Consider the following 14,197-nt stretch of genomic DNA (forward strand, 5'->3'; position numbering starts at 1 on the left):
GCTATATGTCCGGATTCAATATTGTAAATTAATAGCTTTCAAAAATAAGCCGTGCCCTGCGCTTCACTTCTTCAGCGGCATGAACGGGAGCCAGCACCTTAACATGCTCGCAGAAGCTCAGCAGCAAGCCATAAAACCACTCATCCAGCGAAAAAGAACCCGCCACCTGCAAGCTGCCATCCGCTAGCTCGGTAATAAACACGCTTGGAAAAGCATCATATACCCGATGCTTGACCTGCGGCTGAAAGTGCAGAAGCATCTGCGTCTCCTGATCTGCTCCCCAGTCGCTGCGCCAGATCAGCCCTTCCAATTGCGGCGACTGCCGCGGCTCGAAGCGCTCCAGCCTTAGCGACAGGCTGAGTATGCGCGTCAAACGAAACATGCGAAAGCCCTGCTTCCCCCGGCAATACGCCTGCACATACCACACGGAGCCTTTCATGATGAGCGCTGCCGGCTCAACCTCCCGCTCGCTTTCGGTCCCGGCCGAGCTGGCATAACGCAGGCAAGCCACCTTGCTTTCTGTAATCGCTTGTTGGAGCAAGGCCAGCTTGGGCTTCAAATCCAGTCCCGATCCCCATGATTGCAGATCAAACACCAGCTCCTCGCCCTGCCTGGCTTGCTCCTCATGTGCTGCTTGAGGCAGCAGCGCATTCACTTTGGCGAGCAGCTCATGATAGGCTTGATCATCTAGGGCTGAGGCAATTCCCTTCACCGCAGCAAGCAGCGCCTTCCATTCCTTCGCGCTTGCAAGCTGCCGATTTAACGTGTACTGCTCCATAATTTCGTAACCGCCGGCTGCACCATGATGCGAGACGACAGGAATGCCAGCTAGACTCAGCGTATCCATATCGCGGTAAATCGTTTTGATTGATACTTCAAAACGCTCAGCAAGCTCGGTCGCATTCCAACGCTTCCTGCCGAGCAGCAGGACAACGATGCTGAGCAATCGATCTATTTTCATACGGACCCACCTGACTTGTAGCATTTGCCCGCTTAGTGGGGCTTATTTGTATTCCGGTTATTGACAGCTTTATAATGGAGAGGAGAAACGAGAAGCGATTTCCCTAATGAATGGAGAGATTAATGATGACACTAAGCGGAAAAACAGCGATCATTACCGGCGCGGGCAAAGGCATCGGACTTGCTATTGCCCATGCACTCGCGAAGGAGGGCGTAAGCCTTGGACTTATTTCCCGCACGGCATCCGATTTGGAGACGCTCGCCGATACGTTGAAAGCCAGCTATTCGATACAGGTCAGCCTTGCGGCTACGGATGTATCGGTTAATCAAGAGGTTCAGGCAGCTGTTGCCTCGATTACCGAGCAGCTTGGCCATATTGACATTCTAATCAATAATGCAGGCATTGCCAAATTCGGCACTGTGCTGGATATGGACCCAGAAGAGTGGAAGAGCATGATGGATGTCAATTTATTCGGCACCTACAATGTGACTCGCGCTGTACTGCCAGATATGGTTGCCAGAAATAGCGGCGAAATTATTAATGTGGCCTCCACAGCGGGAGAGCGAGGCTTCGCAACGGGTTCGGCCTACTGCGCTTCCAAGTTCGCAGTGCTGGGCTTCACCGAATCGCTGCTGCAAGAGGTGCGCAAGCACAATATTCGCGTTACAGCCCTTACGCCAAGCACGGTCAATACCGAGCTGGCTACGAAAGCTGGCCTCAAAATCGGTGATGAGGACCGCATGATGCAGCCCGAGGATGTTGCAGCTTTGGCGCTTGCCGCTATATCGCTGCCGCCACGCGTCTTCATTAAGACAGCGGGTATCTGGACGACGAACCCGCAATAAAGCTATTGCAGCGAATGGGTTGGCTTTACCCAATGAAAATAAAGCTTTAGATTGAGACGCCTGATCTAGCGCGGTTTATAAGAATAATAATCGCCAGACCTCAAAAATGAAGGATTAGACAGACCATAAAAATGAATAGCGGCGGACTAAGACTGAAAAAAGCCTTAGACTGCCGCTGTTCTTATTGGACTAACGAATTCGTTAGCTTAATCCTAAGGAACTCTAGCTTGAGGCTCAACAACCATATTGATTCTTTACAATTCGCCGGCAGATTTGGCGCCTTGGCTATGCAGCCAATGAACCAGATCAGCAGCAGAACTGCGTTGCGCCGCATCCAGCGGGGTCAATCCATCCCAAACCGAAATCCAGTTCAGTTCAGCGCCTCGGCCGAGAAGATACTCTGCAGAGCTCCGTTGTCCACCGTGGCAAGCGCACCAGAAGGCGACGGTAATCTTGTCCGGAGGTGAAGAGCGACTTGCTCCCCAAGGGTATCGTTCTGAAAGTGTGGAACCGGCGAAGTAAGCCTCAATTGCAGCCATTTGTCCTAGCGCAGCCGCATGCCAGAGTGCGATTTGCGCTCCACGTTCAACCAACCTATGCGCTGCCCGCCACTGTGCGAACGCTACTGCATCATCCAGTGGTGTGCCGCCTGCGATCACTGCACCTGGCGCTTCGATATCGGCACCAGCATCAAGAAGCGCATCAAGCACTTTAATGTCATCGCAACTCGAAGCCCAATGAAGCGGTGTCTCGGTGTGCGCTCCAGTGAACCGAGCGTTAACCTCCGCACCAAACTCGACTAACGTACTAACAGCAGCCGCACCGTTAGGAAAGTGACCGGGCCAGTCGGTCACGACATGCAAAAGTGTTCGAGACATTCCACAACTATTGTTTTCGTTGTTATTGTCTCTACCGATCATTCTTGCCGTAGCCAAGCCCGGATTCTCTTCAAGAAGTCGTTTCAACGATGGGATATCGCCAGTGTGGAGCGCTTTAACAACAGTTACTGCCAGCGTTTCATCTTCGTAAATAAATTCCATATCCAGATCTCCTCACACACTTATATAATCAGTTCTATATCTGTCCTTCAAGGATTGTGTAACCGTTTGAATTGTATACTGTCTTAAATTTAAGCTTCGCAAATTCGCTGTACTTGAAGTATTCGTGGAAGGATAATAATGTCCTGCCCGTTAGCTTACGCCCCTATCCAATCTAAACCTTTATTTTCTTTTGATAGGCGTGTGTTCATGCGGATATTCGCATCCTCCGCATGACTCCATTCGCACAATTGTGGGCTAAGAATCATATAACGACGCAAAAAAAGACAAGGAGCGAGGGATTCACCCTCTTCCTTGTCTTTTTCATAGCTATTTTAAGCAGATGGTTCCTCTTACTCCAAACTTTATGCTTCCTTTAGGCTTTAATCGCTCTTAAGCTTAAATCTATGCCAGCCATTCGAACCCCGCTGCCAGCGTTTCTCTTGAGCTTCCTCCTACGTACACCTTAAACTGCCCTGCTTCCACCTCGTGAGTCATAGCTGCTGTCGTAAATTTCAAAGGCTCTTCTGAAATGGTGAAGACCGCCTTGCGGCTTTCTCCCGCCTCCAGCCACAGCTTCTGGAACCCTTTCAGCTCCTTCACCGGGCGAACGACACTACCGTGAACGTCCTGAATGTACAGCTGCACGATTTCTTCCCCAGCTCTGCTGCCTGTATTCGTCACCGTGATGGAAACCTCCAGCGTGTCGCCCGCCCGCAGCTTAGAGCGGCTAAGCGCAAGCTCTGAATAAGCAAATGCCGTATAGCTGAGGCCATAGCCAAATGGGTACAAGGGCTCATTCGGGCCATCCATATATTTGGAAATAAACTTCTGGCCGCTGTTGCTCTCCGTAAGCGGACGGCCGGTTCGGAAATGATTGTAATACACAGGCACTTGGCCCGTCTTGTATGGAAAGCTCATCGTCAGCTTGCCCGATGGATTGTAATCGCCCAGAAGAACATCTGCTAAAGCATGCCCCGCTTGCGAGCCAAGGAACCAGCTTTCCACTATCGCAGCCATGTGGTTATCAAACCATTCCAGCACCAATGGACGGCCATTGGTCAAAATAAGCACGACCGGCTTACCTGTCTGCGCAATTGCCTTAGCCAGCTCCAATTGGGCATCCGGCAGCGTCACATCCATACGAGATGCCGCCTCGCCAGACATATCGCTGCTCTCGCCCAACGCCAGCAGCACGATATCTGCTTTGCTCGCCTGCTCCACGGCGCGCTCGATGCCTCCGGCCAGCGGCTCATGCACGCCGCAGCCTTCTGCATACAGCAGCTGCTCCGGTGCGAAGCCCTTCGCTGCCAAGCCTTGCAGCAGCGTCGCCGTTTCACTCGCGTAATTGGAAAACTGCCACGGCCCGAGCAAATCCCGGCTGGCCGCGAACGGCCCGATAACCGCCAGCTTGGAGCCATACGCAAGCGGCAGCACGCCGTTATTTTTAAGCAGCACAATGGATTTGCGGGCTACGTCACGGCTTGCCTCCAAATGCTCAGGCGACAAATAATGCTTGTACGCTTCTTCTGGCCTCACATAACGATAAGGGGCATCCATAATGCCGATTTTAAATTTATAGGTCAAAATCCGGCGCACCGCCGCATTCAACTGCTCCTCCGTCACCCTTCCTTCTGCCAGAAGCGCCGGAAGATGCTCCTCGTACAGCCTGGTCACCATTTCAATATCCATCGTTGCATGCAGAGCTTGCGCGGCAGCCTCTTTGCCGTTCTCGGCAGCGCCATGGACGACCAGCTCATCAATGGCCGCATAATCGGAGATGAGCATGCCCTCGAACCCAAGCTCCTCCCGCAGCAGATCACGCAATATGCGGGCATTTCCAGCAATCGGAATGCCATCGTACAAATTAAAAGCATTCATGACCGATCCAGCGCCGGCCTCAATACCCGCACGGAAGGGCGGCAAAAACACGTCACGCAGCGTACGCTCGGAAATATCGACCGTATTGTAATCCCGGCCTGCCTCGGCCGCTCCATACGCGATAAAATGCTTCAAGCAGGCAATCATTGTATCCTGATCCAGCAGGCTTTCACCTTGAAATCCCTCTACCTGAGCTTTAGCAATGGCAGCGCCAAGATACGGGTCCTCGCCCGCTCCCTCAACTACCCTGCCCCATCTGGCATCGCGAGTAACATCGACCATTGGCGCATGATTATACGTAATGCCGGAAGCTGCGGCCTCCTTTGCCGCGATTGCGCAGGCTTTGCGAATCGCCTCCATATCCCAACTGCATGCCCAAGCTAGCGGCACCGGAAAAATCGTCTGATAACCGTGAATCACATCGGCATTAAACAACAGCGGAATACGGAGCGGAGACTGCTCGACCGCAATTCTTTGCAGCTCCAGTACCTGACTCATATCGAATGCGCCTAATATTGAGCCAATCTTCCCTTTTGCGATCAGCACCTCAACCGGCTCGCTCTCCACATCGCCGCCGAACGAGAAGTTCGACGCTCCAACCTGACTCATTTGTCCGATTTTCTCCTCCACACTCATTCGTTCCAGCAGCAGCTCCACTTGCTCGTCGATTTCCGCATCCGTTCGCTCTACGACTGTTCCACCCTGCACCTCAGCAGCTTTCGCTAAAAGGGAATCATTGCGAAAGGACGGATGCCCTTTCTCCCCTTCGAGCGGAAAGGGACCACCAAACGGTAAAGTCACCATGCCTGTGAGCGATGCTTCTCCAAATATAAGGTGAACCGTCATATTCGCTCCAAACATCGCCACATGACCGGTTGCCTTAAGCTCATTGCCTTTGCTTCCCTCCGCTTTCAGGCCGCCTGCCTCAAAGCTGTATATGCCTGGTACCGAATGTACAGCAAGCCGGTAATCGCCGTCCCATTCCTCTACCGTAAAAATAAACAGCGTGGAGCCTTCCCCCATTTTCACATGCCCATGCCATACGCCCTTCATCGCTATCGTCCTCTCTTCATTAAAAGTGCTGCATTAGATTAGTTTGACTATAACCTTTATACATCCACCCTCACTACCGATAAGACGACTATTTATTAGTACTTTTGCGACTAGATTAGGGGGATGCTTCGACACATCCACAATAATGGGATTCGTTTACTTTCGAATAAAAAAAGCTTCCGAATACGCCTAAATGGCGCTTCGAAAGCTTCTTTTAATTATACGGCTTAATCAACGTACCCAGCCACGCCTTGATCCATCAAATATTCCATTTCCAGATCAAGAATCGTCTCAACCATAAGCTCATCCAGCTTCACATCACGCTGCTTCAGGATGTAATCGACCAGCTCATCGCTGTCAACTTCAACCTCACCAGAAGCGTTCTCCTGCGCATTGTTAATGAAGGTCATTTCATGCTTAAGTACCAGCTTTACATCCGCTTCGGATGCCTTCGCCTTACTCGTTATGTACGCGATCAGCTGTTGCTCGTCGATTTGGTCATTTCCTTGCTCGCTCATCTGTCATCATCTCCTCATGGGCTGTCTATTGTCATTGTATCACAACGGCCCCTTCGTATCTAAGCATGCTCAGCAGCTAAACAAATTAAGCCTGCTCTTTCTCAAAAGTAAACCTCTGAATTTCGCCCCGCAGCACATTAGCCATCTGGCTCAGCGCTTCGGCCGAAGCTGAAATTTCCTCCATCGATGCCAGCTGCTCCTCGCAAACGGCAGCCACGCTTTGAGAATTGCCCGAAATATTATTCGCAAGCACGACCAACTGCTCCTCGGTTGCGAGCTGCTGCTCTGTCGAAGCGGCCAGTTCCTCCGCCGATGCCGATACTTCCTGAACTTGGCTGGTTACCGTACGAATAGCCGCATACACCTGCTCAAAAGCTTCGCCTGTCTGATTCATATAAGCGGTGCTGGACTCAACCTCACCGGAGCCCTTCTGCATGGACACAACTGCGCCGTTCACCTTGTCCACCATAGCCCGAATGGATAATGCAATTTTATCGGATGCTTCACCTGTCTGCTCAGCCAGCTTTTTCACCTCGCCAGCAACGACAGCAAAGCCTCTGCCGCCTTCGCCTGCACGTGCCGCCTCGATGGATGCGTTCAGCGACAGCAGGTTTGTCTGATTGGCAATCTCACGAATAAACTGTGTAATTCCCTCAATTGCCCGCGATTGCTCGCCAAGCTCGTAAATGACAGCAGCAGATTGATCAATCGTCAGGTGGAGCTGCTTCATGTGGCCAATCGTCTCGCCGAGCAGCGCACTGCCGCGTTCTGCTTGCTGTAAGGCAAGCTCAGACGATTCCGAAGTAACCGTAGCTGAATCGGCAATACGCTGAATGCTGATGGCGCTCTCTTCAATCGCCTGCTTATTCTCATTAATGCTGGCAGACTGCTGATCCGATGCTTCCGATACCTCCTGCACAGACTCCGCTATATGGTTGGAAGCCATTACTGCCTGCTCCGCCCCGCCAGAAAGCTCCTTCGACGCTGCTTCAACCTCTACCGCATTATGATTAATGGCCAGCATCAGCTGCCGCAAATTTTGCTTCATTCTATTGAAATCCAAAGCCATCGCTCCGATTTCATCCTTCTGTCGCAGCACAATATCTGCTCCCGTCAGATCGCCATCTGCGATTTGCCGCGCTGCCTGGGCTACCTTCTGTACAGGACGGGCAATTATTTGTCCAATGAGCAGCGCCAGGGCGATACCAAGGACCATAGCAACGATGATTGTCGTCAAAATGATCGTCTTCACTTCGCTCACTTGCTTCGTTAAAACGGTTCTGCCTTCATTCAACAGGTTCGTTTGGTATTCCTCCAGCTCATTAGCTGCACTCAAAAACTTCTCTGCAATTGGCACACCTTTTGTTTCAAGCAAATAGGATACTTGATCCATATCGTCTTGTTTTTTGGCTGCAATAAATTCCAGTGCCGCCGCATTATAATCTGCTTCCAGCTGCTTGAGCTCCGCCGTCAGATCTACCGCCGTCTGCGTTTTAATAGAGGTCCCCAATTGGTTTATTGTATCGGCAAAAGATAAGCGATTCGCTTCATATTTATCCAACTGGGATGAGCTTCCGGTAATTAAATGACCCCTTACATAGCTGAACTCACTCATCGTCAATTCCTTAAGCTTATTCACCCAAATAATTTTCTGAACACGGTCATTCAGCAAATCCTGATAAGCCTGATTAAGAGACGTAAGCTGAAACAAGCTAATCATTCCAACTACCAAAGTAAGCAATAATACTGCTGCAAAACCTGTAATTAGCTTTTTTCGAATGTTCACATGCAAGCGCTCCCTTTTATCTTATGTAATAGTTCTCTTTACCTATTAAACCATTTTAAACATGACGAAACACCTAAATTCAACAAAGTTCGACTTTTGGACACGAATTATACCCTTTATTCTTGTTTCGAATTCAGTTAGAATGTTTCAATGTGTGTTAGTAGTCGGCAAATACGCATGAAACAGAGGAAATCGCAGGATTATTGGAGGCTTATATGCAAAAGGAATCATCGAACGTCAAAATTATTAATGCTGATCCGAGCGCCCTAGGCTTATTCGGACTAGCAATCGTCACCTTGGTCGCATCATCCCAAAAGCTCGGAATTACAACGGGCTACAGCTTCGTTATCCCATGGGCCATCTTCCTGGGCGCATTCGCCCAGTTATTCGCTTGCATTCAAGATTCCAAGCGGAACAATACATTCGGTACGACAGCCTTCGGCGCGTATGCGTTTTTCTGGTTTGCAGTCGCAACAAGCTGGATGTTTAAAATGGGTGTCTTTGGCACCGCGCTCGCAGGCGATGTTGATGGCAAGCAGCTCGGCTTCGCTTTCGCCGGCTATCTCGTATTTACTTTGTTTATGACCATTGGCGCGGTTGAAACGAACCGCGTGCTGCTGATCATTTTCTGCTTGATTGATCTATTGTTCCTAGGACTTACGCTCGATGCTTTCGGCGTTGCACCTGAAATTTTCCATACGCTGGCTGCCTACTCCGAGCTCGCTATCGGCATCGTATCGCTTTACGGCTGCGGCGCTTCCGTGCTGAATGCTCATTTCGGCCGGAGCTTCCTGCCAATGGGCAAGCCGTTCGGCATTTTCAAGCCGCGCGCTTAGCTGCGCTCAAGGTGAAACGACTGTCGCCTTCCTTTGGCGGCTCGGCGCGTTTCAGTCAGAGAAATATAAGCTGAGTATAAGGGGGAATCTTATACTTTCTTATATTTTCATTAAACCGCCTCCCGCGCCGATTCGCGGGGGCGGTTTTTTGATTTATTTTCAAAACGAATCAAACTTGGGTATAACTACGTATAAGCATTACAACCTGCAATTGCGGGCTTAGAATCTGGATGGTTGAAGCTATGAAGCTGTTAAGCAATAGATGAATTTTATGAATGAAAGGGGCAAATGATAATGGATAACTTGATTACAGGCCAGCCTTACCGCTTTAAGGATGAACAGGAGCAGCAGACGGCACCCGAGGATACGCCGAATGTGAATGAGTGGACGTCCAAAATTGGCGATTCCGCCAAACAGGAAAAGTATGTGCAGCAAGGCTTTCTGCGTAAAATTAAAAAACACGCAAAAAAAATCCCTTTCGCGAAGCACGCCGTTGCTATGTACTACTGCGCTGTTGACGCCAATACGCCTACTTCGGCTAAAGTCATTGCCATTGGGGCACTCGCTTATATTTTGCTGCCGATTGATTTGATTCCGGATTTCGTGCTCGGCATTGGCTATACCGATGATGCAGCAGCCTTCTGGGCCGCATACCGCAGCATCAGCATCCATGTGACGGACGCACATACGGAGATGGCGGAGCAGTGGTTTGCGAATTAAACGCAAACTAGGCAATGGCGGCTTAGCCCGGACGCTTGCCCTCGCAGCCTCTGCTGGCGCAGGGGCTGGCTTGCTGATCGGATTGTATATGAAGGCCGTTCAGCAGTTGACCGGACAAACCGTCTACACACTGCTGCTCAATGTCGATTATATCCCGCTGCTGAACGAGCTGGCGCTATCCGAGCTATGGGAATTCGCCTTGCACTTGGTCGTATCTGCACTCGTCGGCATCGGACTAGCTCTCTTCTTCAGGATCGTTCGCTGGCCCAGCGTACGACAAACCTATGCTGCAATGGCAGTCAGCCTGCTGATCGGATTGGCGCTTTTTCCGACTACGCTTTTATCGGATCGTACGCCCTCCATCGGAAGCGGCGCCGCATGGACCTGGTGGCTCGTTGGCCATGCTGTTTATGGGTGGGTGCTGGGGGAGCTGCTGGGACTTCTGCCCCGCAAACGCAGGCACTAGTGCAAGATGTCGTTATGCTATTCCCCATACTCATCAAAAAATGCGGCCGCATGGGCCGCATTTCGATTTTTATAAGCATTCTTACTAGAAACTCGCTGCCATTCACAATAGCCTACTACCTTTCTTGCAGCGTCCGCTCCTCCTCCAAAAGACCCGAGCGATCAAAATCCACATCCTCAATAAACTCGATAACCTCGCCATTCGGGCTATAAACGAGCGCATTTCTGACGAGCAGCGGCGGCTCCCCAAGAGCCAACTCCCCAGGCTCTATATAAGACTTCGCTCCATGGGCAAGCGACTTCTGATAAATGACATCCACTTGGTCGACATAAAAAGCCAGATGCAGTAGCGCCCCATGGACTACCTCCTCATCAGAAACAGCTTTTCTCCCTTGTGCCGGAATGACGGCCTCATTATCGAAAATCTCTAGGCAGGTCCGTCCGTCAGGCGAAATCAGCATGGACGCTTCCTTAATCTGAAACGCCGGCAAGCTCCAATGATGCCCCACCTTAAAACCTAAGGCCAGCGTGTAAAACGCAATCGTTTCTTGATAATTTTTAGCTTGAATAGCTACGTGCGCAAGTCCTTTTATACTCATCTGCCATCGCTCCCGTTTCGAATATGCCGTTTATTTTACGGGGAATATAGTGATAAATACATAGAATAGATGAGGATATTCGGCTAAAATAGTTTATGTATCGCAGTTATTTAAGCGATATAGGCTTATTTTTTAAAGTATAGCCTGGGAGGTGCTTATGATGGATCATCTCATTGATGATATTGATAAAAAAATTATGCAGCTGCTTCAGCAAAATGCCCGAATGCCCATCTCACAGATCAGCAAACAAATCGCCATGTCTCCCCCTTCAGTTAAAGAAAGAATAATGAAGCTGGAAGAGAAAAATATTATAGCTTCATACACAACCGTATTCCGTTTGCAGGAGCTGAATCGCGGAATGACCACCTTTATTCTCGTGAAAACAGAGCAATGCCAAGAGCTGGTCGATTTTTGCCACAACGCTGGCGAAGTAACGGATTTATTTCGAATAAGCGGAGAATATAATTATTTAATCAAAATACAAACCGGCTCCGTCGGCGAGGTTGCCGCTTTTCAAGATACGCTGGTCACGCTTGGAGCCTCCAAATCGCATATTAGTATGAAAAATATAATCGAGAACAGGGTTTTGATCTAACGCTTGTTGTTGGCTAATTGCATTGGCTATTGGATAAGCATTTAATGCCCGCTTACGAAAAAAAAGCCATCCCGCGAAGGATGGCTTGATCTGTCATTAAACGATGTTCAATTCGACTTTAATGTTTCCTCTTGTTGCTCTTGAATACGGGCAAACCTGATGCGCCGCTTCAACAAGCTCCTTCGCCACTTCTGCATCTACGCCAACTACGGAAATGTCCAGCTTCGCTTCCAGACCGTAGCCGCCATCGTCTTCTTTGCCGAGCGTGACATGCGCTGTAACCTGCGTCTTCTCAACCTTGATCTTTTTCATTCTTGCGACAACGTTTAAGGCACTTTCAAAGCAAGCCGCATAGCCGCCAGCAAAAAGCTGCTCCGGATTCGTGGCGCCGCCCGGGCCGCCCAGCTCCTTAGGTGCGCGAATTGCTAATTCCAAAATGCCGTCCTCGGATTTAAGCTGACCGTCTCTTCCGCCTACTGCTGTTACTGTAGCTGTGTATAAATTTTGCAAATCAATCGCCTCCGTTATTGTTTTGGTGTAGAAAGTTTAAGTTCTGGCGGTGCCGCCAATACGCCGCGTGCAAAGCCAGCGAATGCTGTGTAATGCGCCGATCCATTATGCTCGTCAATCGCCTGCTGATCCTGCCATTCCTCCAGCATCACAAAATGGCTGGGCTGCTCCGCATCCTCATACAGCTTGTAGCTTATATTGCCCGGCTCCTGCTGCGTCGCGGCGATCAGAGTTTTCGCCTGCTCAATAAAAGCCTCACGCGCCTCTGCTTGCACCTTCAGAAAGGCTTGTACAATAATCATCTGCGCCTACCTCCATGCTGTGTGCTGCGACACCCTACTTTCTTATTACCCAAATTGCTAATTGCTATCCCAATAATTTGGAAATACAAGCCGGATATTAGAAGGGCTCGCCAATAAATTGTATAAAATTTAATTTGATAAAACCAATAATAACGCATCGCTTTACCGCTGTCAACTGCCTTTAACAAAAAATGCTTCAAAGAACACGGTTCCTAGACCCCCGCAGTTTGCCCACAGTTCGAACGCCCACTCCTTTTTTTCAAGGACTTAGGTTCCGCTATTTTGGCTTTTGAATCGATTTCAGGCCAAAAGCGGACAGGATATCCGTTATTGCCCACATTATCGCAGAAATATGGTCATTTGCAGCGCATTAGTGGCTCCTGTGTCCGCGACCTATGCCTTAATCCGTGATTCGGTTGAAATAGCGGCTGCTGTGTCCGCCAAGTCTAGCTTTATGCTAGGAGCAGACCAATGAAGCGAAGTGCAGGAGGCTGCTTTTCAGTAAGTACATTCACATTCTCGTATGTTCATAATCACAAATATTCACATCCATGAGAGGTGACATTCCCAGTAGTAGAGGAACTACATTTGACGTGGGCTTCGATCAGGATCTGGATCACTTACGCTTGGGCTTGGGCTTGGGCTTGGGCTTGGGCTTGGGCTTGGGCTTACGCTTACGTTTGCATCTACGTCCTAGCAACAAAATCCCAAAACAAACGTTATACATATATAGGAAAACGCATAAGGAGGGTTCAAACTGAAATTTCGGGAAAATACGCAGCTGCACAGCAAAGCTATTATTATTGCCGTCTTATTGGCGGCTACTATAGCAAGCCTCACTTTGGCAGATCACTTAAGAGCGGTAACGGGCCGCGAAATTTATTTATTTTTGGATTGGGATGTGTTTCTGGCGTGGGTTCCAATGGGTCTTTCAATAATCATTGAGCTGGCAGCTTTTTATTTGAAGCAGAAGCAGAAGCAGAAGCATACAGCGGTGAAGACGCTGATTTTGCTGCCTCTCGGACTGGTATGGCTGCTCTTCTATCCAAATGCCGCTTATTTGATAACGGACCTGCTGCATCCCTTTATGCGGGTTCAAGCCGATGGGGGCGGGCATTTTGTCCGGACAATGGAATTTTGGCAGCATCTTTTTATTTTTCTGACGGCAGCTTCAGTCGGCGTGCTGCTAAGCGTCGTCTCGCTGTACTCGCTGCATCAGCTCGTCCGTCAAGCCTTTGGCGCTGTTACCGGCTGGCTGTTCGCTGTTATTGTTTTGCTGCTCAGCAGCTTCGGCATCTATATTGGCAGGTTTGTACGCTGGAACACTTGGGATGTATGGGCACGACCGCATGTCGTATTCGGCCAGCTCTATGAAATTGTAACGAATGCAAAGGCAGAAGTACTGCTTATCCCCTTCACCTTGTCGATCTTTGCCTTCACTTTGTTTTTCTACGTAGTGCTTTACGCCTTTACTTGGATGAGGCGGTAGATACCTAGTGTCTTAGTGTTAGTGTGTCTGGGTTCCTAAATGGCTATAGCCCCCTATCCGATTTGGGCTAGGGGGCTTCTTGACCTTCCTTGAAAAAAGCAAGCAGCTCCGCAGTCATGCTCTGCACAGCGTCCTCTTGCGGCATGCGGATAAAGCGGCTGATTCGTATCATCTCCGGCTCAAAAAATCGGATCAGCGCAAGTGCCGCCTGCTCATCATTTTGCTGAACCAGCTCGAGCAGCCTCAGGAACTCAGCATCTGACATAGCTGCTTTAGCGTCTTTCGCTTCCATTTGTTCACCGCCTGCTGGCTCATGTTCAGTGTCTTGGCTACCTGCGCTTCCGTCTTGTCCTGCAAATACAGCTCACGAATGACTGTTCGGCCCATTTTTGAAGGGAGCTCAGCAAGCAGCTGCTTCACTAATATTTTCTGCTCCATCTGGTCGGAATCGCTATCCGGTTGGACGGGCTCATAAGTGAGCGAGCATTCATGCTTGCGCTGCTTTTTCGCTTGATACTGGATGCGCCAGCCGATGCGGTAGAGTTCTTTTTTATAAAAATCAATAGCCGTCCTCGCTTCATCCATCTGCTGAAACCTCCT

Annotated in this window: 16 protein-coding genes; 6 read left to right on the forward strand and 10 right to left on the reverse strand. The window is 49.8% G+C overall.

All coding sequences use genetic code 11. The features are described from left to right. Nucleotides 1–28: 28 nt before the first annotated feature. A complete protein-coding gene (locus tag ACSR9A_RS04475) occupies nt 29–961 on the reverse strand; it encodes a helix-turn-helix transcriptional regulator (RefSeq protein WP_473755897.1) in 933 nt (310 codons plus the stop codon). A gap of 125 nt (nt 962–1,086) precedes the next feature. Here ACSR9A_RS04475 and ACSR9A_RS04480 point away from each other — a divergent pair, with 125 nt between their 5' ends. Then, complete coding sequence (locus ACSR9A_RS04480) at nt 1,087–1,806, forward strand: 3-ketoacyl-ACP reductase (RefSeq protein ID WP_473756105.1); 720 nt, start codon at nt 1,087–1,089, stop codon at nt 1,804–1,806. Nucleotides 1,807–2,060: 254 nt separating this feature from the next. Here the strand turns inward: ACSR9A_RS04480 and ACSR9A_RS04485 are convergent, their stop codons facing one another. From ACSR9A_RS04485 to ACSR9A_RS04500, 4 genes are all read right to left on the reverse strand, one after another. Further along, on the reverse strand, nt 2,061–2,846 hold the full coding sequence (locus tag ACSR9A_RS04485) for an ankyrin repeat domain-containing protein (RefSeq protein WP_473755898.1): 786 nt from the start codon (nt 2,844–2,846) through the stop codon (nt 2,061–2,063). A gap of 402 nt (nt 2,847–3,248) precedes the next feature. Continuing rightward, a complete protein-coding gene (locus ACSR9A_RS04490) occupies nt 3,249–5,777 on the reverse strand; it encodes a glycoside hydrolase family 3 N-terminal domain-containing protein (protein ID WP_473755899.1) in 2,529 nt (842 codons plus the stop codon). A 227-nt stretch (nt 5,778–6,004) separates the two neighbouring features. Then, a complete protein-coding gene (locus ACSR9A_RS04495) occupies nt 6,005–6,295 on the reverse strand; it encodes a hypothetical protein (protein ID WP_341280093.1) in 291 nt (96 codons plus the stop codon). 85 nt (nt 6,296–6,380) lie between these two features. Next, the gene (locus tag ACSR9A_RS04500; RefSeq protein ID WP_473755900.1) at nt 6,381–8,081 is read right to left on the reverse strand and encodes a methyl-accepting chemotaxis protein; all 1,701 of its coding nucleotides are present in this window, start codon (nt 8,079–8,081) and stop codon (nt 6,381–6,383) included. A 215-nt stretch (nt 8,082–8,296) separates the two neighbouring features. On the opposite strand from ACSR9A_RS04500, the gene ACSR9A_RS04505 reads away from it, so the two are divergent. The 3 genes from ACSR9A_RS04505 (at nt 8,297) to ACSR9A_RS04515 (ending at nt 10,103) form a co-directional block, all read left to right on the forward strand. Continuing rightward, entirely contained in the window at nt 8,297–8,917 is a 621-nt protein-coding gene (locus ACSR9A_RS04505) for an acetate uptake transporter (RefSeq protein WP_473755901.1), read from the forward strand. Between the two features lie 294 nt (nt 8,918–9,211). Then, entirely contained in the window at nt 9,212–9,637 is a 426-nt protein-coding gene (locus ACSR9A_RS04510) for a YkvA family protein (RefSeq protein WP_473755903.1), read from the forward strand. Further along, nucleotides 9,627–10,103: a hypothetical protein gene (locus tag ACSR9A_RS04515; protein ID WP_473755905.1), complete on the forward strand. Its 477-nt coding sequence runs from the start codon at nt 9,627–9,629 to the stop codon at nt 10,101–10,103. The genes ACSR9A_RS04510 and ACSR9A_RS04515 overlap by 11 nt, the downstream gene beginning before the upstream one ends. A gap of 115 nt (nt 10,104–10,218) precedes the next feature. Here ACSR9A_RS04515 and ACSR9A_RS04520 read toward each other — a convergent pair whose 3' ends face one another. Continuing rightward, nucleotides 10,219–10,701, reverse strand: coding sequence for a VOC family protein (locus tag ACSR9A_RS04520; RefSeq protein ID WP_473755906.1), 483 nt, complete (start codon nt 10,699–10,701; stop codon nt 10,219–10,221). A gap of 160 nt (nt 10,702–10,861) precedes the next feature. Here ACSR9A_RS04520 and ACSR9A_RS04525 point away from each other — a divergent pair, with 160 nt between their 5' ends. After that, nucleotides 10,862–11,296: an Lrp/AsnC family transcriptional regulator gene (locus tag ACSR9A_RS04525; RefSeq protein ID WP_473756106.1), complete on the forward strand. Its 435-nt coding sequence runs from the start codon at nt 10,862–10,864 to the stop codon at nt 11,294–11,296. 96 nt (nt 11,297–11,392) lie between these two features. Here ACSR9A_RS04525 and ACSR9A_RS04530 read toward each other — a convergent pair whose 3' ends face one another. Continuing rightward, nucleotides 11,393–11,806 carry an organic hydroperoxide resistance protein gene (locus ACSR9A_RS04530; protein WP_473755907.1) on the reverse strand — a complete coding sequence of 138 codons (414 nt, stop codon included), beginning with the start codon at nt 11,804–11,806 and terminating at the stop codon, nt 11,393–11,395. 14 nt (nt 11,807–11,820) lie between these two features. Then, a complete protein-coding gene (locus ACSR9A_RS04535) occupies nt 11,821–12,108 on the reverse strand; it encodes a putative quinol monooxygenase (protein ID WP_473755908.1) in 288 nt (95 codons plus the stop codon). Nucleotides 12,109–12,949: 841 nt separating this feature from the next. On the opposite strand from ACSR9A_RS04535, the gene ACSR9A_RS04540 reads away from it, so the two are divergent. Continuing rightward, nucleotides 12,950–13,597: a DUF1361 domain-containing protein gene (locus ACSR9A_RS04540; RefSeq protein WP_473755909.1), complete on the forward strand. Its 648-nt coding sequence runs from the start codon at nt 12,950–12,952 to the stop codon at nt 13,595–13,597. 67 nt (nt 13,598–13,664) lie between these two features. Here ACSR9A_RS04540 and ACSR9A_RS04545 read toward each other — a convergent pair whose 3' ends face one another. Both ACSR9A_RS04545 and ACSR9A_RS04550 read right to left on the reverse strand, forming a co-directional pair. Continuing rightward, nucleotides 13,665–13,889 (reverse strand): hypothetical protein, encoded by a 225-nt coding sequence (locus ACSR9A_RS04545; protein WP_473755910.1) that lies wholly within the window; start codon nt 13,887–13,889, stop codon nt 13,665–13,667. Further along, nucleotides 13,841–14,182, reverse strand: coding sequence for a sigma-70 RNA polymerase sigma factor region 4 domain-containing protein (locus ACSR9A_RS04550; protein ID WP_473755911.1), 342 nt, complete (start codon nt 14,180–14,182; stop codon nt 13,841–13,843). The genes ACSR9A_RS04545 and ACSR9A_RS04550 overlap by 49 nt, the downstream gene beginning before the upstream one ends. Nucleotides 14,183–14,197 lie beyond the last annotated feature (15 nt).

This window comes from Paenibacillus sp. R-74696 (assembly GCF_055814915.1).

What these genes read in the sequence shown, in the direction of transcription:
- ACSR9A_RS04490 (WP_473755899.1), bottom strand. Translation starts at nt 5,777, where the DNA reads ATGAAGGGCGTATGGCATGGGCATGTGAAAATGGGGGAAGGCTCCACG.
- ACSR9A_RS04550 (WP_473755911.1), bottom strand. Translation starts at nt 14,182, where the DNA reads ATGGATGAAGCGAGGACGGCTATTGATTTTTATAAAAAAGAACTCTAC.
- ACSR9A_RS04475 (WP_473755897.1), bottom strand. Translation starts at nt 961, where the DNA reads ATGAAAATAGATCGATTGCTCAGCATCGTTGTCCTGCTGCTCGGCAGG.
- ACSR9A_RS04525 (WP_473756106.1), top strand. Translation starts at nt 10,862, where the DNA reads ATGGATCATCTCATTGATGATATTGATAAAAAAATTATGCAGCTGCTT.
- ACSR9A_RS04495 (WP_341280093.1), bottom strand. Translation starts at nt 6,295, where the DNA reads ATGAGCGAGCAAGGAAATGACCAAATCGACGAGCAACAGCTGATCGCG.
- ACSR9A_RS04510 (WP_473755903.1), top strand. Translation starts at nt 9,212, where the DNA reads ATGGATAACTTGATTACAGGCCAGCCTTACCGCTTTAAGGATGAACAG.
- ACSR9A_RS04545 (WP_473755910.1), bottom strand. Translation starts at nt 13,889, where the DNA reads ATGGAAGCGAAAGACGCTAAAGCAGCTATGTCAGATGCTGAGTTCCTG.
- ACSR9A_RS04520 (WP_473755906.1), bottom strand. Translation starts at nt 10,701, where the DNA reads ATGAGTATAAAAGGACTTGCGCACGTAGCTATTCAAGCTAAAAATTAT.
- ACSR9A_RS04535 (WP_473755908.1), bottom strand. Translation starts at nt 12,108, where the DNA reads ATGATTATTGTACAAGCCTTTCTGAAGGTGCAAGCAGAGGCGCGTGAG.
- ACSR9A_RS04480 (WP_473756105.1), top strand. Translation starts at nt 1,087, where the DNA reads ATGACACTAAGCGGAAAAACAGCGATCATTACCGGCGCGGGCAAAGGC.
- ACSR9A_RS04505 (WP_473755901.1), top strand. Translation starts at nt 8,297, where the DNA reads ATGCAAAAGGAATCATCGAACGTCAAAATTATTAATGCTGATCCGAGC.
- ACSR9A_RS04485 (WP_473755898.1), bottom strand. Translation starts at nt 2,846, where the DNA reads ATGGAATTTATTTACGAAGATGAAACGCTGGCAGTAACTGTTGTTAAA.